Consider the following 22,275-nt stretch of genomic DNA (forward strand, 5'->3'; position numbering starts at 1 on the left):
TGAACTCGGAGGTACAATTTTGATGAAAAAAGCATCCTTGTCATCTTTAAAAGAAAACAATGCGGCACTTATTTTTCAATCATTAAGGGTCAAAGGCCCTATGACAAGGGCTGAAATTGCAAGAGAAACACGTCTCATGCCTTCAACTGTGAGTTATATAACGAACCTTTTAATTCATAAAAAGGTATTGAAAGAAGTTGGAAATGAAGATGTTTCTCGTGTAGGGAAAAAGGGTATTTTGCTTGATATAAACTACGATGACTTCTTGTTTATTGGATATGACGTGGGCTCTGCATATTCAAGGATTATTGTCTCAAACGGGAAGGGAGACATCTTATATTCCAAAAGATTCGCCTCAGAAAAGAACGACAAATTGTTGAAGCAGATTTATGAAAATATAAAAATAGTTAAAAACAAATTCAACATAATCGGTATAGGTATGGCTTTTCCTGGTTATATAGATCCAGAAAACGGAGTGGTTATAAGATCTCACAATATTGATATATCGAACTTTGAGGTTAAAAAGGTGATGAAAAAAGAGTTCAACCTGCCAGCTTATGTGGATCATAACACAATAATGATGGCAAGAAATTTAATTTCTAACAATTCCCACAAAGAAAAAGATTTTTGTGTAATCAACATTGGTCCAGGTATAGGAGTGGGAATAGTAAGTAACGGAAAGATATTTAGGGGATATAAGAACGCTGCGGGGGAGTTAGGTCATGTTACGGTTAACCCCGAAGGAAGAAGGTGTAACTGCGGTAAAAAAGGTTGTTTGGAAACAGAAAGTTCCAGTAAGGCGATTGTTAGAAATTACGAAGAAATATCTGGGAAAAATTTAGAGTGTGAAGGAAGTTGTGAATCGAAATTGGTATATGAATTAGCCAAAAAAGGTGATGAAAATGCTATAAAAGCCTTTGAAAGAGCGGGAAAATATTTAGGAATTGGCATTGCTACTTTAGTCAATATCTTAAATCCAGAAAAGGTCTATATAGCAGGTGGGGTGTCAAACGGATGGGAATTTCTCAAAGACTCTACTGAACAAAGTTACAACCAACATATATTTTACGCAAACAAAGATGTAAACGTTGAAGTTTCTTCGATAGGGGAATACATAACAGCTTGTGGAGCTGCAACTTATGCCTTCGAAAAATATGTAAGAGAAGAATTAATACCGTGAGGAGGAAAATATAAATGTTTACAACTTTACCGAAGAGAGGGATCTCTTTGGGCCTTGGAGATAGAATAGGGATTGCAACCCCGGGCCATATAAAAGTTGCAAAAAAATACAACTTCTTTCCTGTTTTCGCACAACAAAGTATTAGGGAGTTAAACTTTACAGGAAGAACGTTTACTGATGTAAGAAAAGATGCACTAAACGCACTTGTTGAGGAAAATTATGTTGGAAACAGTGGATTTGATGGAGATCATTTGAAAAGTGATGAGGAGATTCAATATGCTTTAGATTCGGGAATTACAATGTTGACTTTGGATTGTTCAGAACATATGAACAAAGATTCTTCTATAAAAGACCAAATATTTGAACAATTTTATAACAAAAGCTTTTTTGTAAACGATATGCCAATAGAGTATTCTGACAAAAACGAGTTGAATAAAATCGTTTCAATTTATGCTAGCGTTATAGAAAGAGTTATAGACGTGTGGAACAAATTTCCCAAGGTAAATAAAAAAGATGTATCTTTTGAAGTATCAGTTGACGAGACAGATGTTCCAACAGATGAAAAAACACATTTTTTAATATCTAAATATATCTACGATGAAGGAGTAAAAATAGATACACTAGCCCCCCGTTTCCCTGGAGAGTTTCAAAAAGGTATTGACTATATAGGAAATATACAAGAGTTTAAAAAGTCTCTTATCAAACAAGACAAAATTGCCAAATACTTTGGATACAGGCTTTCCATTCATTCTGGTAGCGATAAATTCTCCATTTATCCCATAATAGGTGAAGTTACTCAAGGGAATTACCACCTAAAAACATCTGGAACCAGCTATCTCGAAGCTATTAAGGTTATAGCTGAAAAAGATCCTGGAATCTTCAAAAAAATCTGGCAAACATGTCTTGATAAAAGAGAAGAAATGGATAAATACTACCATCTTTCCTGTGACCCATTCTCTGTTCCAAAAGATCTATCTCCAACAGAGTACCTACAAAACCCAGATGGAAGGCAAACACTGCACGTTTCATACATGTTCGTTTTGAACCCTCAATACAGTTTCAGAGAAAAGTTTTTTGAAATACTTACAAAATACCAAAATGAATACCATCAAAACGTTGCAAACCATATAGAAAAACATGTTAAAGAACTTAAAATTGAAGAAAAAAGCTAAAGTTCTCTAAAAGGTTCAACGATAATGGTGTCATAATTTCTATACAGCCACATTCCTGGTTTTGCCCCTTTTGGCTTCCATACGTTTTTTCTTTGAGTGTAATCAACCGCCACATTGGAAGACATTTTTGCTTTAGAAAATGTTGCAGCAATTCTTGCTGCGTAATCTATTACTTCTTCTGGTATTTCTTTACCAGAAGATTTTATTATTGTATGAGAACCTGGGATCTCATGTGTATGAAGCCATATATCGGCCTGTGCGGCTGATCTTGTCAATTCATCGTTTTGCTTGTTATTTTTCCCAACTAGTATTTCAAAGCCTTTGTAATTAAATTTCCTAAAGGTTGTTTTTACTTTTCTTTCCCTTTTAGATTTTGTGTTTTCACTTATCAGCCCTATATCTTTCATTTCTTCTTTTATCTCTATTAAGGTTTCAATTTCTTCTGCAGAAGAGATTGTTTCAAATAACTGATTGTAATATTCGAGTTCGTTATTCACTTTTTTTATTCTTTTCTTAGCATATTCAACTTTTGACTTTGTCCTTTTTATATTTTTATACAGCTTTTCCAAGTTTTGTGTTGGCGATAAAAGTGGGTCTATTTCGATTGTGACCTCCTCACCAGTATTCCAATCGGTTACTGTAAAATATCTTTCACCTTTTTTTATTTTGTAGAGATAAGTTTGAAGAAGTTCTCCCTTTTTTTCTAAGTCCGTTAGACTTTTTTCTTCATTCAAATCTTGTAATATTTGTTCTTTTGTCTTTTCTAGTCTGTCGATTTCATTTTTTACCCTTTTTTCTAAATCCTTTTTTATTTCCAATAATCGTGATTGATCAGCCTTTTCTTGAAAGACTTTGAGCAATGCCTCTGATGGTTTTAATTCCTCATATTCAAAATTATTGGGAGTAATAGCGGAGAAGTCATATGTGTTTGCCTCATTGAAGTAATAAAGATGAGGTTTTTTGAGGTCTTGTACAGCTCTTTGGATACCTATTTCTTTCAAAAACTCTTTTGATTTTTTAGAAAATCCCATCAATCTATCATAATCAATATTTTCTTCGTATTCTATGTTTTCTCTCAATATATTTGTTTGAGAATCATCGTAGTAAGGTATGTATTTAACTCCTGGAATTATGGGTCTAAATTCGTCATAAATCCTTTTTAAAGATTCTTCTACTTTATTATCTTCGTTAACGAGTATTACATTGGAATTTCTTCCCATTAATTCGAAAAATAGCTTATATTGACGCAGAGTGGAGGTTTCTTGATCATAGCTTTCAATTTCAAAGTAACCTATCCTATCTAAACCTAACTGTTCAACATTTACCACTCTTCCGTTTCTTATTTTTTTTCTTAAAAACTGTGCAAAGTTCGCTGGCTGTATTGGTACGTTTGGTTTTTGAGAAAGTAAAATAACATAGGAAGGGCTTTTTAACGAAAGAAGCACAAAACTTTGAGAGAACTGAATTAACACTTGGGGTTTGATAGGTTGATATATATTTTTTATTCTATCCCCCACAATGTTGTCTTTTATTTCTTTTAATACTTTATGTAATACCAAACCATCAAAAGGCAAGTAAGACACCTCGTTTTATTTAAAATATAGCGCCCCTTCACCCCGCTGCCCGCCCATAATCTTTAAGGGGCTTTGCCCCTTAAGAACCCCAAATTCGCATAACATCGTTTGCGTAGCAAACGAGATTTTGGAAAATATTTCTAAAGCATTGCAAACAAACCATTTTGCACAAATCAGCAACAAACGTTTTGCATAAAACGGCAAAAGCTAAGCAAATGAGATTAGGAAAGTTATTCAAAAACATTACGAAAAAAGACCTTTTTGCACAAGGCTGCAATAAGAACACAAAAGAGGCAAAACAATCTATGCCTCTTTTGTGTTTTGTAAAAATCTATGAAATTAAAATTCTACGCTGCTGATCCTTTCTTTCCTTTATCCATAAAAGCAACTATCAAAGCAATTAAACCAAGTATGATGTCTATTGTTCCGCGCCACGCTGGCATTTGCCCCACTGTAAGGGCAACAATTGCCATAAGTACGATATAAATTCCCACTACCATCAACCAAGGTTTAGACATACTATCCCCTCCTTATACACTCAACTTTACACAAAATTAGCCGATAAATTTAAAAATAACCTCGTTAGAAAATAAAAGTCGAACAAATTTATCGGCTTAAACACCAACAAAATGATAAGATATATATGTTACGAATATAAAAACATTTAAATAATTTTAATTTAACAACGAAAATTATTCTACTTTTAAAGTCTTCTTATTTGTGATACAATATCAAAGTAGTATAAAAATGCAAATCTGATCTCATTATATTTAGGAGGTCCACTTGTGAAAAATTATAATAAAGTTCTTTTTTTGTTTTTACTATTTATCTTGTCTGGGATTTATTCTTTAGCTTCTACTGTCCTAATTTTAAATTCGTATAATCCAGGCTTGTCTTGGTCAGATAAGGAATTAGAAGGGATATATTCAGTTTTAGAAAATGAAGAAAGTATAAATATATATGTAGAATATCTTGATAGCAAAAGGTTTGGCGATGATAATAGCCTAAACATATTCAAAGAATATTTTGAAAAAAAATTTAGTAATTTTACATTTGATGTCGTTATTGCGTTGGATAATAACGCGCTTGATTTTGTTTTATCAAATTATGATTCACTTTTTTTGGAAACTCCTATTGTGTATGCGGGGATCAACTACTATCAAGAATACGATTTGAGTGAATTAGAATTTGTCAGTGGCGTTGTAGAGATTCATGATATAAAAGAAACGTTAGAATTAGCACTAAATCTCCATCCAGCCACAGAGAATGTTTATGTAATTGTTGATAATCAGACTAAAACCGGGGAACTTTTCAAGCAAGAAGTGGAAAATGATGTAGTACCTAATTTTGAGAATACTAATTTTATCTTTTTAAGCGATTCATTGGATCAAATAAAGCAAGAGCTCGATGCACCATTACAAAACTCAATAGTGCTCCTTTTGGCTTTTAGTAAAGATATTTATGGAAATTTTTATGATTATACACAAGTAGAACAATATATGGGACAATTTGATAAACTTCCTATTTATACTACATCAAGCGTGTATATGGGCAATAACGTTGTAGGAGGTAAAATTACCAGTGCATACGATCAAGGACGTAAAGCTGGGGAGATAGCAATAAACTTATTAAGTGGAGTTGATATTACAGAGCTGCCAAGAACTTACTTCCCTGATAATAAATACGTTTTTAACTTTCCTGCCTTGGAAAGATTTGGTATTTCAATCAATAGACTACCAGCAGATTCAATAATCCAGAACAAACCTCCTTCTTTTTATGAAAATTACCCTGTTATTTTTTGGATAATAATGATTCTAGTACCTTTTTCTATTGTATTTATATATGTTCTAAGGGAAGAAAATTTAAAACTTCACTCTCTTTTGAGTGAATTAAATGATGCAAAGGAAGAGGCCCAAAGTTATAATGAAGAACTTACCGCAGCAAATGAACAATTAACTTCCTACAACGAAGAGTTAATAGCACAAAATGAGGAAATAGAAAGTAATTATCAGGAAATAGAACAACTGAATAATAAAATAATTCATCTGTTGGAAATTATATCCGAAGTTGAAAATGAAGAAGTAAAAGAGGAAGATTTCTTCCAGAAATTTTTAAATACTTTAATCATAGAAATCCCAGAAGCTGATTATGGCAGTGTTTCTATAATAGAGGGAGATAGTTGGAGATTTTTAGTAACGTTGGGTCATGATATTAATGGTCTAAAAAGTTTAAATCTTAAAAAAAGTTATGCTTTTATTGCTGAAAAATCGATGGTACTTGATAACGTAATTTCATTGGATGAAGAAAAAATGCCTAAAGATGTAGCAAATTTAATGTACAAATTTACCAAACCGATAAAATCCTCTCTACTGAAAACAATAAAAATAGATGAAAATCGGTATTTAGATATTTCACTTGATATTAAAAAGGATAGCGATGAGAATTTTTCTGAAGAATCGGTTAGATTTTTTGATTCGTTGTTAAATGTGGCAAAAATGTTTTTTGTCAACAGATTAAGAACGCAAGAGGTAAAAAATGCTTATGCAACCTTTGCAAGTAAACTTTCTATATTGGCAGAATCACACGATGAAAACAGCAAGAAACATATCTACCGTGTAAGTGAATTATCTGCATTTTTTGCAGAAAAATTAGGTTTCCCCAAAGAACATGTTGAAAAAATAAGGGATTTTTCTCCACTTCACGATGTGGGGAAACTTTTTATTCCTGCCGAGATTCTTAATAAACCTGGTAAACTTAATGAACAAGAATGGGAAGAAGTGAGGAAACATCCACTATATGCTGATAATTTGTTGGATGATCCATATTTTGAAACAGCAAGAAAAATTGCCCTTTACCATCACGAACATTACGATGGCTCTGGGTATCCCTTTAGATTAAGGGGTGAGCTGATTCCCATTGAGGCTCAGATCGTTGGCTTGGTAGATGTATACGATGCATTAAGATCAAAAAGAAGTTATAAAGCAGCTTTTTCACATAGGGAAGCCATTGACATATTGTTAAATGGGGATCACAGGACAAAACCAGATCATTTTAACCCAAGACTCTTAGAAATCTTGAAAAAATACGAAAAAGAAATAGAGGAAATGTATAAAAAATACGAAGAATAAAAAACAAATTTTAATTGGAGGCCCTAAAATGGAAAACTCAAAAATAGACTCAAAAACAAAAAAACATTTATTAAATTTCCAAAAGGCTGAGTTAACGGAACATATGATTTATAAGAGATTAGCTGATTCTACTAAAGATACTAAAAATAAAAAAGTCCTAGAAAGCATAGCAAACGAAGAGTTAAAACACCACGATTTTTGGAAAAGTTATACGAACGAAGATGTGAAACCAAATTACATAAAAGTCTTGTTCTATTTCATTCTTTCTAAAATACTTGGGTTAACCTTCAGTTTGAAGCTCATGGAAAATGGTGAAGAAAGGGCTCAGATTTCCTATGAGGATATTTCCAGTGTAGTCCCCGAAGCAAAACAAATTGAAGAAGAAGAAGATAAGCATGAACGAGAACTTTTAGGAATGATAGAAGAAGAAAGACTGAATTACGTGGGGTCGATTGTGCTTGGTTTAAACGATGCGTTAGTCGAATTGACTGGTGCATTAGCAGGTTTAACCTTTGCCCTTCAAAACGGAATAATAATAGCTACATCTGGATTAATAACTGGGATAGCTGCATCATTGTCAATGGCGGCATCCGAGTATCTATCAAAAAGAGCCGAAAACGATGAAAGAGCATTAAAATCAGCAGCTTACACAGGAATCGCATATATAATCACGGTATTTTTTTTAATCCTTCCTTATTTGTTAATGCCCAATAATTATTTTTTAAGTTTAATTATAACTTTACTAACAGCTGTTATAATAATATTGATTTTCAATTTTTATATTTCTGTTGCCAAAGATTTAAGCTTCAAAAGTAGATTTCTTGAAATGGCGGGTATAAGTTTGGGTGTTGCAGGATTAACGTTTTTTATAGGTTTCCTCGTTAGAATCACCTTGGGCGTTTCAATTTAATTCGATACATATTTTAAAGGGGGAGTTTGCATTGAAAAGAATCAGTACCAAGATTATTTTATCTTCTGCTTTGTTAGTGATTGCAGTGGTAACCGTTATAAGTCTTGTATCAATTTTCAGATCCACTGCTCTTTTAGAAGAATATTCACTAAACGGAGTGGAAAATTTAACTGCGAGCGTTGAATCTGATCTAGGTTCACAAATAAGTATTATTGAAATAGTAGTGGATAATTATAGCGATTCTGCCTTTTTGGGATTTGATCCTTTTATAGCGAGTTTTTCAAATGCTGAAGTGATAAAGTTTTTAGATAGAGCTAAGGATGTACCCCAAAATTTTTCGCAAAAAATAGAAGGTAATGCAACTTCTTTTATAGTTTTCAATCCAGATATGTTAAGGACAAAAGAATTGTATTCCCTTTACTACATTGAGGGTGAAGATAAAAGTTTAGAAAATGAATATATAAAATTAGACGATACTTTTAACCCAGAAAATAAAAAATATCAGTGGTTTTTTGAAGCAAGAGACAAAGGTGAAGGTGTTTGGACCGATATATACTTTGATGAATATTTACAGACAAATGTAATCACTTATTCTGTTCCTTATTACGATCCAGAAGATGGAACTTTTGTTGGTGTTGCTGGGATGAGTTTTCCCTTGGAATATTTTGCCAACCTCATTCAAAAAGATTTAGGATACCAAAAAGCATATGCGTACTTAGTGGATGATAATTTTAATGTAATTTTCCATCCTCTTTATGACTCTGGAAAGAGTATAGAAGATGAAATAACGGATTACTTAGAAACCATAAGCTCAAGTACAGAAGGGACTTTTGTAGAAAGATTAAATGGTGAAGGGTTCTTAACGAGTTATTCTAAGCTATCCAATGGCTGGATTTTGTTCCTAAATTTACCCGAGAGTGAAATATACAGTGAGATAAATAGTTTAACGCTTCTTATAATCCTAATAACCGTTGTGGGAGTTGTTATAGCAATTGTAGTTGCCTACTTTGTTGGAAAAGGTATCTCAAAACCAATAAAAGATTTTTCAAACGTATTATTGAAATTCGGAGAAGGGAATTTGGATGTAGAATTCGAAAGTAAATCCAAAGACGAAGTGGGAGAAATGGCTAAATCGTTTAGTAAGATGCGAGATAACTTAAAAGAAACGATTGAAAGTATAAAAGATGTTTCTGAAAGAGTTGAAACATCTTCAAAGGAATTAAAAGAAGCCTCACAAAAATTCAAAAAGTCGGCAGAAGAAGTTCTCGACGAAGCAAAAAATATAGAGTTAATTTCGGAAGATAGTGCCTCATCTGTCGAAGAGATCACATCCGGTATTGAAGAAATTGCCTCTTCAGCACAAAGTTTATCTTCTGCTGCACAAGAGTTATCCAATTCAGCTGAAATGACACAAAGCCAAGCTAACAAAGGAATGGAAAGTATTCACAATATAGTAAAGAAAATAGAAGTTGGTGTAGAGCAATCCAAAGAAGCAGAAGAAAATGTTTCAAAACTTTTGGAAAAAGCAGAAAATATTGGAAATATTATTCAAACTATAAATTCCATAACTGAACAGACGAATCTGTTAGCACTGAACGCAGCAATAGAAGCAGCAAGAGCGGGAGAAGCGGGAAGAGGATTTGCCGTTGTAGCAGATGAAATAAGAAAATTAGCAGAAGAAAGCGGTAAAGCAACGGACGAAATCGGCAACATTTTAGAGGATCTGAAAAAAAGTACCAACAATGTAAACGACGTAACCAATAAAACCGTAAATACTATTGCAGAAATAAACGATGAAGCCCTCAAGGTTCGAGAACAATTTGAAGGCATATTAAATGAGATAAATGGAATGATTTCAGGGGTGGAAAACGTAACTGCTAGTTCGCAAGAACAAAGTGCAAGTACGCAAGAAATGAGTTCTTCAATGGAAAGAATAGCTAGAACAGTGAATGAAACCAGCGAAAAAATTAAAGAAATTAAGATGTTGATGCAAAATCAGTCTGAAAACGCTGGCTCACTTAGTGAAAGAGCTCAAGAATTAGAAAAACTTTCTCAAAATCTCAATTCAGCCATTTCAAAATTCAAAATGAGTGTTGAATAATAGGGAGGAAATAAAATAAAGAAGTTATCAATTATCCTCATCTTTTTGATTTTAATTGCATTATTCACCTTTGGAGAAACAACGATAGGGATAAAAAGTCCTTTAGCTGTTTATACTGAAATCTATGAAACGGTACCTTTTTATCGATTTGTAAACTCAACTGAAGGGATAGGGCAAGATTATATCAAAGAATTACTTTCAACGACATTAGAATCTACAAATACAAACATTCAAAATTTTTTAAATGCTCCGATGGTATTTTATTCGGATAAAGACTATTCGTTTGGCGAATTATTTAATCCGAACTATTTTAACCTTTTATTTGACCTGATGGTTAATTCGAAAAGTATCGCCATATACTCTACCGAATATGACGTCTTCAATGAGATTTTTACAAAGATTTTTGGTGCTAATAAAGTGAGCAATGATCTATACACCTTAGAAGAAAAAAATTTTGCTATTCAAAAAAATGAAGTGGGTATCTTTTTGAACATGGAACCGACAACCTATGATAACAATTCAAATGCTTTAGTATCGGGGTCTCTAGAAAATGTTTTAAATGAAAATAACCTTTGGGATTTTTACGTTACCGTTGATTCGAGAACCTTAAAGGCAACATTTGAGTCTAAAGATTACAGAGGTGCCCAGAAAAATTTTGATTTGACACTTTTGGAAAACAAGAAATTGTTTGGAGAAGTTTTGAACATACAAAAGTTAGACAAAACCAATTTCCCATCGTATTTTGAAAACTTTTTAACCCCTTTGGACGATGAAAGCAAAAATGTTATAGGATTTATAGTCAATAGTATCAAAGAAGAGGAGTTTATAGCCGTTAGTTCACAAAGTATAAGTAATAATGAGCTTAACTTATTCTTTGAAGCATCGATTGATACTTATAAACTCAGAGAATTTGCAGAAGCAAGAAATATGGAAGAAGGAAATATTGGAACTTACAATTATTATCTTTGGTCTAATCAAAGTGTGGAAAACCAAGTTTACCTTTATTTTATAGAAGAGGAATTCATATTTTCAAACGTTTTACCCGATAAGATGAATGTGTATTTGTCAGAAATACAACGATTCAAAAACACTAAATATTATGAAGAAATTGAAAGAAAAGAAAGTCTCAACAGTCTGTTAATTTTAGATATTTCAAATTATTTATCAGTAAATTTTTATAGTTCGTTAGATAGTTGGGTAATAAAAGAAGAATACGATAATAACGGCTTGTATACAATAGAAATAAAAATAAGATAAAAATTATAGCTAAGAAATTTTGATTCGAAAGGAGTGCATTATTTATGCTTTTTGGACTTATAGACAAGAATAAAAGTTTACTAAAAAAATATTCAAAAATCGCAAATAAAATAAACGAATTAGAAAAAAGTATGAAATCTCTCAGCGACACTGAATTATCTGGAAAGACCTTGGAATTTAAAAAAAGGTTAAAACAAGGTGAGAGTTTAGACGATATCTTACCCGAAGCCTTTGCTGTCGTACGAGAAGCCTCACAAAGAACGATAGGGATGCGGCATTTCGATGTACAGTTAATGGGAGGCATCGCTTTACATGAGGGTAAGATAACCGAAATGAAAACAGGGGAAGGAAAGACCTTAGTTGCAACACTTCCTATATATCTAAATGCCCTAACAGAAGAAAATGTTCATTTGGCTACCCACAACGATTACTTGGCTAAAAGAGATGCGAATTGGATGGGACCAGTTTACGAATATCTAGGTTTGAGCGTAGGATACATTCAAGCCAACATGGACAAAGAAGAGAGAAAAAAAGCATATCAAGCTGATATAACTTACGGAACTGCAAATGAGTTTGGATTTGATTATTTAAGAGACAATTTAGTTTACGAAAATACTGACAAAGTACAAAGAGGCCATTACTTTGCAATAGTTGATGAAGCTGACTCCATTTTGATAGATGAAGCTAGGACACCGTTAATCATTTCGGGCCCTTCGGATACTCCTTCCGAACTTTACAGAAGATTTGCATCTTTGGCGAAAAAATTTATAGTTGAAAAAGATTACACTATCGATGAAAAACAAAAGACTTTAGCGTTAACAGAAGAAGGAATAAGCAAAGCAGAGAAACTATTATCTGTCGATAACTTATACGATCCGAGCAACATTAAGTATTTGTTCCATCTTTTGAACGCCTTAAAAGCGATAAATTTTTTCAAAAGAGATAAAGATTACATCGTTCACGATGGAGAAGTTGTCATCGTCGATGAATTTACAGGAAGATTGTTAGCTGGAAGAAGGTATTCTGAAGGATTGCACCAAGCTATAGAAGCAAAAGAAGGAGTAAAAATCAAAGAAGAGAGTGTAACTTTTGCCACAATAACTTTCCAAAATTATTTTAGGATGTACAAAAAATTATCAGGTATGACCGGAACTGCAAAAACTGAGGAAGACGAGTTCAAAGCGATCTACAACACAGAAGTTATTGTTATCCCTACCAACGAACCTGTTATTAGGGAAGACAAAAATGATTTAATTTTTAAAACCGAAAAAGAAAAATATCAAGCAATAATAGATGAAATAGTAAAACGTAACCAAAAGGGCCAACCTGTATTGGTGGGAACAACATCCATTGAAAATAGCGAAACCATAAGTGAAATGCTGAAAAAAAGAGGAATACAACATGAAGTTTTGAACGCTAAATATCATGAGAGGGAAGCAGAAATTATCTCTCAGGCAGGAGAAAAATACGCCGTTACCATTGCTACGAATATGGCGGGTAGAGGTACCGATATTAAGTTGGGAGAAGGGGTCAAAGAGCTTGGAGGACTTTTTGTTTTAGGTACGGAAAGGCATGAAAGCAGAAGAATAGATAACCAATTAATAGGGAGATCTGGTAGGCAAGGGGATCCTGGTGAATCAAGATTTATTATCTCTTTTGAAGATGACGTTTTACGATTGTTCGGTGGAGACAGAATGAAGAATCTAATGACCGCTTTAAAAATAGAAGAAGGTCAGCCCATAGAACATAAAATGCTCAGTAGAGTTATTCGGGATGCCCAAAAGAAAATTGAAGGAATACACTTCTCGATAAGAAAAAGATTGTACGAATTTGATTCAGTAATGGACAAACAAAGATCTGTAATATACAATCATAGGGATTGGATCCTTGAACAAGGTAACTATGATGATCATATAAAAGAAATCTTTATGGATGTTGTGGAAAGAATAGTAGAATCCTCATGGGATGAAACCGAAGAAAAATACGACAAAAGCAATATTTCAGAAAAATTGAAACAATATTTAATAATTTCTGACATAAAGGGGAACACGCGTGAGGAAATAGAAAATGAAATCTTTGATCTACTTTGGAAGAGATATCAATACAAAAAAGAAGAATTTGGAGAAGATTTTAACAAAGTCGCAAAATTTGTTATGTTAAGAATAATAGATGAAAAGTGGAGGCATCATTTAGATGCGATCGAAGCACTAAAAGAAGCTGTAGGATTAAGATCTTATGGGCAAAAAGATCCTGTTATGGAATTTAAAAAAGAATCTTACCTTCTTTTTGACCAGATGGTTGACAGTATATACGACGATATAGTCAATTATTTAATGAGAATAGCAAAAATAGTTCCAGAAAAAGAAGAAAGAGAAGCAAAAAAAATATATGCCAGTTTGAACTTTGTACATAACAACGTATCAGCGGTCGATGAATCGAATGATGGTGGAGAAGCTAAAAGTAAAAATATCGCTAAACAATCAACCAAGATCAAAAAAAGGTATAAAGTTAAGAAATAATTATTGAAACCATTTTTAAGAGGTGATCAGATGATAGCATACGAAACGAAAGTTAAAATAGACGAATTAAAAGAAAATTTCGAAGATTTAAAAGAAGTTTTTAATATAGATAAAGTAGAAGAAGAAGTTAAAAAACTTGACAAAGAAATGATGGAACCAAACTTTTGGAACGATCAAAACAGGGCAAAAAAGATCTCCAAAATGGCACAAAATTTAAAAGATGAAATAGATGAATTTAAAAAATTGGAGAACGATTTTGAGGAATTAGAAATAGCAGTTGAATTATCAGAGGATGATCCGTCGATGACCGCGCAAGTTGAAGCAATTTTAAAAGTTATCGAAAAAAAGATCGGTTCTTTTCGATTAAGAATGCTTTTATCAGAAGAATACGATGATGCAAATGCATTTCTTAGCCTGCATCCTGGTGCGGGTGGAACAGAATCACAGGATTGGGCATCTATGCTGTTGAGGATGTACACTCGATGGGCAGATAAAAATAATTATGACATTGAAACTATAGACTTTCAGGAAGGAGACGAGGCGGGAATAAAAAGCGCAACTATCAAAATTTCCGGTCCCTATGCCTACGGTAAATTAAAATACGAAAGTGGGGTACATAGATTAGTCAGAATTTCTCCATTTGACGCCAATGGAAGAAGGCATACTTCTTTCGCCTCAATATCTGTGATGCCTGAATTTGATGAAAATGTTGAGATAGAAATAAATCCAGACGATCTGAAAATAGATACGTATAGATCAGGCGGAGCAGGCGGTCAACATGTTAACAAAACCGATTCAGCAGTTAGGATTACTCATTTACCTACAGGTATAGTGGTAGCGGTGCAAAACGAGCGCTCACAACATCAAAACAAAGCTACGGCTTTAAAAATTTTAAAGGCAAAATTATATGAGTTAGAACATCAAAAAAAGTTAGAAGAAAAGTTAAGATTACGTGGTGAGGTAAAAGATATTTCATGGGGAAATCAGATTAGATCATATGTTTTGTATCCATATACCTTAGTTAAAGATCTAAGAACAGAGTATGAAACCTCTAATGCTCAAGCAGTCTTGGATGGAGAAATAGACGAATTCATAGAAGAAGAACTGTTATTCTTTGCGAAATATAAGTAAAAAAATTAATTTGTTTTTCTGCAAAAGAGGTGTATAATAATAGTAAGAAAATACGACGATTTTCATAAAAGTGTAATGGTTGAAGAAGTCTTATCCTATTTGATAACCAACAAAGACGGCATTTATGTGGATTGTACCGCAGGCGAAGGTGGACATATAAAAGCTATTTTAGAATACACCGATAATATGGCTAAGGTAATCGGCATAGATGTAGATTACGAGGTCTTGGAAATTGCAGAACAAAGGTTAAAAGATCTATCGGATAATGTGGTATTGATTAAATCTTCTTATAAAGATATAGACATGATTTTGAGAGGTTTAGATATTGACAAAGTTGACGGTTTTTTAATGGATTTAGGGGTTTCTACCTTTCAGCTAAAAGGTGAAAATAGGGGATTTTCTTTTACTAAAGACGAACCTTTAGACATGAGAATGGATGTTCAATCGGAAAAAGATGCAGCGTACATAGTTAACAATTATTCAGAAGAAGAGCTCAGGCGCATCATTTTTGAGTATGGAGAAGAAAAAAGGTTTGCTCACAGTATTTCCAAAAGCATTGTAAAAAACAGGCCTATAAACACGACACTAGAATTAGTAAACGCCATTAGAAAAGGACTACCCAGTTCGCAAGTTCACGAAAGGCACAGACATTTTGCCACTAAAACTTTCCAAGCTCTGAGAATAGAAGTTAATGAAGAATTAAAAAATATCGAAGAAACCCTTTCTAAATTGGAAAACTTTTTAAAGGTAGGAGCAAGGGTAACGGTAATAACTTTTCATTCGCTGGAAGACAGGATCGTTAAAAATTTTTTCAAAAACAATGAAAGATATAATTTTCTCACTCCCAAACCTACTTTACCTTCGCAAGAGGAAATAAAACGTAACCTAAGAAGCAGAAGTGCCAAATTGAGGGTGGCTGAGTATATAGGGATTTAACAAATGACAAGAGTTAGGGGGAGTTTTTATGGAAAAAAATGTGTACGCAAAAAGTAAAGGAATTGAAAAGACTAAATCTAAAGTCAAGTCTCTGGATATTGTTATAATCATTTTAGTTTTCTTAGCCTTTTTAACCGTTAGCATTTGGCTTACCATCTTTCTTAACTTTGGCAAAAATATTGAAAATTATAAATCCATAATATCCCAATCTCAGATGGAGCTTAATAATATGGAGTCACAGATATCTGCCTTGGATAACCAAATTGACAGATACATAGAGATCTTAAATATCATGGAGAAATAATTCAGCCATGAAACACAAATGGTTATTCTTCACCTTCTTTTTTCTTTCAGGATATGTTTTTCTAATTATCCTCACCTTTGTGTATAATAACCCTTTGGCAAAGGATTTTAACGAATTTTCAGCTTCATTAGAAAATAACAAATATTCAGAACTTGTGGATTCCAATGGAAATTTGATTGTATACAACCAACAAAAATATGAAGCTTGGATCGATTTAGGCTTTATGAAATTACAAAACGACTTTAAAAGAAATAAATATATATTGAATCAAAGGTTTAGTGATGATCAAATAGAAAACATAAAATTTTTAAAATGGGGAACTTATGATACCTATGAAGAAGCTTATATCGATCTGGGAATTTTAAACAAATATTCTAGAATATACCCTGTTACTCAACGTATTTACAATGAATTATTCTCTCTTGATTTACTAGTTGGAAAAGCGAATAAAACCTCTTACGGAATCGAACCTTTTTTATTAGATAATGGGGTATTAAACAGTCAAAAAACAACAAGTTTAAGTATAGATTTGAAAATGCAACAAATAGCATATGAAGAACTTCTAAATACTGTAAAAAAAGAATCCGCAGAAGGCGGAGTTATTGTTGTTATGGAGAGTAAAACAGGTAAGATTAAATCGAGTGTTTCACTTTATCCATGGAATATTGCTTATATGGGGTATATAGAACCAGGTTCCACACTTAAACCATTATTAATTTCTACAGCACTAGATGAACATATAATTAATGCTAATGATAAATTTTATTCAGGATACGAATACTACCCTACAGGCAAAAAAAACTTTAAAGTGACCGAATCTCAAGGTTATGGAATGGGAGAAATCGGGCTGAAGGAAACTCTATCATACTCGTCAAATATAGCGATAGCACAGATGATGGAAAAAATCCTCGAAGAATTTTCTAATCAATGGCTCTATCAAAAGCTTTTAACCTATGGTTTTGGGGAAAAAACAGGGATAGAATTCAAAGGCGAAGTCAATGGGGTAGTCCCTTATCCGGATGATTGGTATGAAATAACCCCTTTTCAGATTGCTCTGGGTCAAGGAATAGGTATCACACCTATACAATTAATATCAGCTTTTAACATAATTCCAAACGGCGGGACGTATGTACAACCAACTTTTTTAAAAGAAAAAGAAATCTCAGAAAGACAAGTTATATCTGAACCTACCGCTAAGATGGTAAAAGAGTGGCTGAGTTATACAGTCATAGAAGGAACAGCCCAAAAAGCCTATAAGGAAGGGTTGAGAATCGGTGGGAAAACCGGCACCGCTCAAAAGGCAGAAAGTGGCGTAGGATACGTTGAAGGTAGCTATTATTCATTGTTTGTTGGTTTTTATCCGGTTGTTGATCCCATATATACTGCTGTTGTTATAATAGATAATCCTAAAGAAGAATTTTATGGTGGAGAAGTAGCTGCACCAGTTTTAACTAACATTTTTTATAGATATGCCAAAGAAAGTAACACAATCCAAAATCAAAAAGTTTTTTATCAAGATATTATGCCTAATTTGACTGGTTATCCTATAACCGAAGCTTACAACATCCTGTTGAACTTAGGAATAAAAGAAAAAAACGTAATAATAACTGGTAATGGTAACACCGTTGTTTCGCAATCTGTTCCACCAGATAAATTCCTAAAAGATCACGAAATCATTCAACTTCATACAAGCGACTGAAGGAGAGGTAAGGTTGCAAAAAATATTAATTTTGGGAAATTCAACTATACAAAAAAGAATCAGAATCGAAGAAATTATTAAAAAATCTCCAAATTCTGAAATAGTTACGTTATCGCCGGAAAATTATGTAGATGAAGAGATCAACAATATTTTCACCATGGGAAGTATCTTTTCAACAAACAGAATCATAATAATTTCAGATTTTGACTCTTTCAAAATACCCTATCAAGAAAAGATGTCTACCTTACTGAAACATTACGAAAGCCCCTTTGAAGGTACACTCATTTTGGATATTCAAAAAGAAAATAAATATCTAAAAGAAATAACTTTCGATAAAAAAATAGAGGCAATGATTCCTCCCCCTTGGAAAGATGAACTGTGGATAGAAATGCTTAAGGATTTTGCAAGCAAGTTAAACAAACAATTAAGTGATGAAACAGCCGAGAAAATAATACAATTTGTGGGGAAAAATGAGGATTTGTTGTATGAGGAAATTAAGAAGCTTTGCATATACTCCAATACGGAAATTATATCTATAAAAGACGTGGAAGATGTTTCTACTCATTTTTCTTCGGCTAATTACGAAGAACTCTGCTATAATTTAGTAACAAAGAAATTATCAAATTCACTAATAAAGCTGCAGTCAATTGTAAAATCTTCTTCATTCTCCCCAATTGCCCTAGCAAATTATTTATATAAGTACTTTTTGGATCTATATGCGGTGATATTAAACGGCGAAAGAAAGACCAATTACAATTGGTCTGAAGTCATGAAAGTCAGCAAAGATAGCATGGTTTCACAACAACGAGTAGCTTCTTTTTTAGGTTTCAATTTTAAAAACGACAAAGTAAAAAAAATCAATGTTGAGAAACTCTACTTCCTTACTTCTATAGAAAAAATAATAATAGATATAGAAGAATTAGATAGATCCTTAAAAACAGGCGGTGACCCTAAAGTACTCTTCCCAAATTTTTTTGAAAAAATATGTTCAGCGTAACTATTATTGACACTTATCTACAATACCACTTATGGATTGGGGTATTTTTATCAGGAACGTAGTTCCCTTGCCTAATTTTGATTTTACCTCTATACTACCTTTGAGCATTTCAAGATTCTTTTTTACAATTGCTAGACCCAATCCGCTTCCAGGTTTATCTTTAGAAACTCTAAAAAATGGTCTAAATATGTCTTTTAATTTATCTTCTGGAATTCCAGGTCCCGTATCTTTTACCTCGATTAGAAAATGTTTTGTATGACTTTCGTAACCTACACGGATATCTATTGAACCTTCTGTGGTGTATTTCATTGCGTTCCCTATTACGTTTACAAGGACTTGATTTAATTTAGTCTCATCTGTTTCAATATCTACTGGTATATCAACGGGAAAATCAAGATTTATTTCAACATCAGGGGATGCTGTCGGCTCTAACATCGATAAAACCTCATATAATAACTTTTTTAAATTTAATTTTTCTAAATTCAATCTCTTCTCTCTATTTAATTTGTTGAAAGTTGAAATATCGTCTAAAAGTGAGTTCATATGTTTAGCAGAAAATAGTATCTTTCTTATGATACTTTTTATCTCATCTTTTTTTAAATCCTCATTGTTCAATATTGTTTCGGCAAATCCTATAATTGAAGTCAAAGGTGTTCTCAATTCATGACTAATAAAACTCAAATAATTAGAATTTGTCTCTACTGTTTCTTTTTCTGAATCCCGTAGGATTTTCAAAGTCAAAAAAATAGATGCTAAATTACTGAACATTCTAAGCATTTTTTTTGAATTATCATCGAAAGAGTCAACATGGAAGCTGTCAATATATATATGCCCAATTACACTGTCTTTATTTTTTAAAGCTGAAATCAAAGTTACCATTTGATTCGTTTCTTTATGTAATTTTTTACTGATTTTGTACAAATCGGTTTCAGGGGAATTGTAATCCAAAATATTCTGAATCTCTATTAAATCTCTGTCCATATAGTTACTTACATATGACTCGTTGAACGGAACAACCATTTCTTTAATTAGATCTTCATCGTAACCAATTCCAACTATGGCTTCATATAATGCTCCCCTAATTAACCAAATAGAACCGTATTCTGCTTCGGGTATGATCTTTATAGCAATTTTTAAAAGCTTTGTTAGAAAATCATTCTCACTTTCGTCCCAATTTATTTCCTGCAAAAGATCTACCATTTCTTGAAAAGTTTCCATAAAAGATTCTTTATCTATTTCTTTTTGCATTTTAGTATAATCCCCCCCATTAATTTTGTAAATCTTCTGTCACTTCTATTGTATCACAAATTAAACAAATAGAGTATTAATTGTTCAAAAATAACAATATGCCCTAAACTTTAAAAATAACTTAAAAAAAGACGAACATTTAATGTTCGTCTTTTCAAAATATGGCGGGGACGACGGGACTCGAACCCGCGGCCACCGGTGTGACAGACCGGCATGATAACCAACTTCACCACGTCCCCATCTTCTGCTCAATTATTTTATCACAAAATTTTCACTTTGTAAAGCCCCCACAAAGATTACTCTTTTATGTATATCTTCCTCTGTAATACTGCCTTACTATAATATCTCTATCCTTGAGCTCATGGGCGGCATATACAGGCCAGTACGGCTGCCTTAAAAGTACCCTCCCCAGTGCAACCATATCCGCTCTCTCGTTTCCTATTATCTCCTCTGCAATTTCTGGACTGGTTATCAAGCCTACAGCCACAGACGGTACCCCTGTTTCCCTTTTTACAGCTTCTGCATAAATTATCTGATAGCCAGGATATAAATCTATCCTTGATGATAAAAGACCGCCTGAGCTGCAATCCACAATATCCACAAAGTCTTTTACAAGTTTTACTATCTCTATCGTTTCATTTATGTCAATACCCCCGTCTACAAAATCGGTGGCAGATAAACGCATAAAAACAGGCATATCGTTGGGTATGTTTTTCTTTACTTCAATTAATACTTCCCGCAAAAATTTTACTCTGTTCTCTATTTTGCCTCCATACTCATCACTTCTTTTGTTAGAAAGTGGTGATAAAAATTCATGAATGAGATAACCATGAGCAGCGTGAACTTCTACAGTGTCATAACCAACTTTAACCGCTCTTGCAGCCGAAGTACCAAAAGCTTTAATTATATCTTTAATCTCATTTTTGGTAAGTTCTGATGGAACGGGATATTCGTCACTCCACTTAATACTCGAAGGAGCAACAATCTTTTCGTTTTTCACCTCACATTTTCTTCCAGCATGAGCCAACTGAACACCGATTTTGCCTCCTACAGAATGCACAAAGTCCACCATTTTTTTCAAAGGATCGATTTGACTATCTTCCCAGAGGCCTAAGTCATTACCAGTAATTCTACCTCGCCTTTCAACGGCTGTAGCCTCTTGCATGATAAGACCAACACCTCCCACTGCCCTGGTACCATAGTGGACCAAGTGCCAGTCGGTTGGCTTGCCGTCATCACCAGCAGAATACATGCACATAGGTGACATCAGGATACGATTGTTAACTTCAAGACCCTTTAGTTTAAATTTGGTGAAAAGTTTACTCATCCCAACACCTCAGCATAGTTTATTTTTTCTTTTGTATCTTTTTAAAAATCACCAAAATTTATGATTTGGGGCATAAATTTATTTATCCTAAAGAATACGGAAAAGATCCAATAGAAGCAATATGAGCTACTATCAGCAGTACCAGTACAATCACAAACATATACCATTTTGCATGAAACATCCTGAGAGTCTTTTTAAACTTTGAACTTGCTTTTGTAAACCTCATGGTAAAACCTGCAAACACCATCCACCCCATCACAGCTATAAGTATCCAGTGAAATACCGAAGCATACTGCAACATTAAAACGCCATGTACTAAAGCTGCCATAAATGCAGCGATATTTCCTAAATAATGCACATAGTGCCATCTATTTCTCATTTTGTCTAACCATTTCCACTGCTTTTTTGGTGAAACCAATTGATTAATAAGATGAAAAAACACATAAAGATTGGCGATGAAAAAAAGAGCCGCTGCAATCGTTCCCATGTTTAAACCCAGCGATATATTGGCTGGAATCTCTTGCATACCTATTACCCCCTGTTTTCAAATTTAGTTTTGATGCTCGGATCTTTCATTTATTCAATACTTTGGCAAATATTTAAAAAAACGCTTCCTTCCCACCTCATGGAGGAAGTGCTTTTATTGATAATTTGATTATACCATATCTTTTTGAAGGTGTGTTATCTTATCACACAAATCCTGTATAATGAGTTTTAGCGCCCCTTCGCTCCGCAGCCCAACCAAAAAAGGGAATGGGACCTCTGCGTACAGCGTGTTAGATCATAATTAAG

The 22,275-nt window shown here is 33.3% G+C and carries 17 protein-coding genes and 1 tRNA gene; 12 read left to right on the forward strand and 6 right to left on the reverse strand.

Features of this window, described 5'->3' with window-relative positions; all coding sequences use genetic code 11:
- The first annotated feature begins 22 nt into the window (after nt 1-22).
- Both X926_RS01090 and X926_RS01095 read left to right on the forward strand, forming a co-directional pair.
- Nucleotides 23-1,180 (forward strand): ROK family transcriptional regulator, encoded by a 1,158-nt coding sequence (locus X926_RS01090; RefSeq protein ID WP_103064656.1) that lies wholly within the window; start codon nt 23-25, stop codon nt 1,178-1,180.
- 14 nt (nt 1,181-1,194) lie between these two features.
- Nucleotides 1,195-2,352 (forward strand): tagaturonate epimerase family protein, encoded by a 1,158-nt coding sequence (locus X926_RS01095; RefSeq protein WP_103064657.1) that lies wholly within the window; start codon nt 1,195-1,197, stop codon nt 2,350-2,352.
- Here the strand turns inward: X926_RS01095 and X926_RS01100 are convergent.
- Nucleotides 2,349-3,926: an NFACT family protein gene (locus X926_RS01100; protein WP_158245166.1), complete on the reverse strand. Its 1,578-nt coding sequence runs from the start codon at nt 3,924-3,926 to the stop codon at nt 2,349-2,351. The two genes, X926_RS01095 and X926_RS01100, sit on opposite strands and share 4 nt — an antisense overlap.
- 347 nt (nt 3,927-4,273) lie before the next feature.
- On the reverse strand, nt 4,274-4,444 hold the full coding sequence (locus tag X926_RS10115) for a hypothetical protein (RefSeq protein ID WP_155811049.1): 171 nt from the start codon (nt 4,442-4,444) through the stop codon (nt 4,274-4,276).
- Nucleotides 4,445-4,711: 267 nt separating this feature from the next.
- Between X926_RS10115 and X926_RS01105 the strand changes: the two genes are divergently transcribed.
- From X926_RS01105 to X926_RS01150, 10 genes are read left to right on the forward strand one after another with little or no spacing between them, the layout of a single operon-like run.
- Nucleotides 4,712-7,054, forward strand: coding sequence for an HD domain-containing phosphohydrolase (locus tag X926_RS01105; RefSeq protein ID WP_103064659.1), 2,343 nt, complete (start codon nt 4,712-4,714; stop codon nt 7,052-7,054).
- Nucleotides 7,055-7,082: 28 nt separating this feature from the next.
- The gene (locus tag X926_RS01110; RefSeq protein WP_012208686.1) at nt 7,083-7,964 is read left to right on the forward strand and encodes a VIT1/CCC1 transporter family protein; all 882 of its coding nucleotides are present in this window, start codon (nt 7,083-7,085) and stop codon (nt 7,962-7,964) included.
- Between the two features lie 31 nt (nt 7,965-7,995).
- Complete coding sequence (locus tag X926_RS01115; protein WP_103064660.1) at nt 7,996-10,065, forward strand: methyl-accepting chemotaxis protein; 2,070 nt, start codon at nt 7,996-7,998, stop codon at nt 10,063-10,065.
- 45 nt (nt 10,066-10,110) lie between these two features.
- A complete protein-coding gene (locus tag X926_RS01120) occupies nt 10,111-11,322 on the forward strand; it encodes a hypothetical protein (RefSeq protein WP_103064661.1) in 1,212 nt (403 codons plus the stop codon).
- A gap of 44 nt (nt 11,323-11,366) precedes the next feature.
- Nucleotides 11,367-13,841, forward strand: coding sequence for a preprotein translocase subunit SecA (gene secA, locus X926_RS01125; protein WP_103064662.1), 2,475 nt, complete (start codon nt 11,367-11,369; stop codon nt 13,839-13,841).
- 30 nt (nt 13,842-13,871) lie between these two features.
- The gene (prfB, locus tag X926_RS01130) at nt 13,872-14,972 is read left to right on the forward strand and encodes a peptide chain release factor 2 (protein ID WP_103064663.1); all 1,101 of its coding nucleotides are present in this window, start codon (nt 13,872-13,874) and stop codon (nt 14,970-14,972) included.
- A 39-nt stretch (nt 14,973-15,011) separates the two neighbouring features.
- Nucleotides 15,012-15,908 carry a 16S rRNA (cytosine(1402)-N(4))-methyltransferase RsmH gene (gene rsmH / locus X926_RS01135; RefSeq protein WP_103064664.1) on the forward strand — a complete coding sequence of 299 codons (897 nt, stop codon included), beginning with the start codon at nt 15,012-15,014 and terminating at the stop codon, nt 15,906-15,908.
- A gap of 28 nt (nt 15,909-15,936) precedes the next feature.
- Entirely contained in the window at nt 15,937-16,212 is a 276-nt protein-coding gene (locus X926_RS01140) for a hypothetical protein (RefSeq protein WP_103064665.1), read from the forward strand.
- A 7-nt stretch (nt 16,213-16,219) separates the two neighbouring features.
- On the forward strand, nt 16,220-17,911 hold the full coding sequence (locus X926_RS01145; protein WP_103064666.1) for a penicillin-binding transpeptidase domain-containing protein: 1,692 nt from the start codon (nt 16,220-16,222) through the stop codon (nt 17,909-17,911).
- Between the two features lie 13 nt (nt 17,912-17,924).
- Complete coding sequence (locus tag X926_RS01150) at nt 17,925-18,908, forward strand: DNA polymerase III subunit delta (RefSeq protein WP_103064667.1); 984 nt, start codon at nt 17,925-17,927, stop codon at nt 18,906-18,908.
- Nucleotides 18,909-18,911: 3 nt separating this feature from the next.
- Here the strand turns inward: X926_RS01150 and X926_RS01155 are convergent, their stop codons facing one another.
- The 4 genes from X926_RS01155 to X926_RS01170 all read right to left on the reverse strand — a co-directional run bounded on the left by X926_RS01155 (nt 18,912) and on the right by X926_RS01170 (nt 22,009).
- Entirely contained in the window at nt 18,912-20,156 is a 1,245-nt protein-coding gene (locus X926_RS01155) for a HAMP domain-containing sensor histidine kinase (protein WP_103064668.1), read from the reverse strand.
- 162 nt (nt 20,157-20,318) lie between these two features.
- Nucleotides 20,319-20,395: transfer RNA gene (locus X926_RS01160), tRNA-Asp, on the reverse strand.
- Between the two features lie 65 nt (nt 20,396-20,460).
- On the reverse strand, nt 20,461-21,483 hold the full coding sequence (gene namA, locus X926_RS01165) for an NADPH dehydrogenase NamA (protein ID WP_103064669.1): 1,023 nt from the start codon (nt 21,481-21,483) through the stop codon (nt 20,461-20,463).
- A gap of 82 nt (nt 21,484-21,565) precedes the next feature.
- Complete coding sequence (locus tag X926_RS01170; RefSeq protein ID WP_103064670.1) at nt 21,566-22,009, reverse strand: hypothetical protein; 444 nt, start codon at nt 22,007-22,009, stop codon at nt 21,566-21,568.
- Nucleotides 22,010-22,275 lie beyond the last annotated feature (266 nt).

This window comes from Petrotoga sp. HWHPT.55.6.3, from assembly GCF_002895495.1.
GTDB lineage: Bacteria > Thermotogota > Thermotogae > Petrotogales > Petrotogaceae > Petrotoga > Petrotoga mobilis.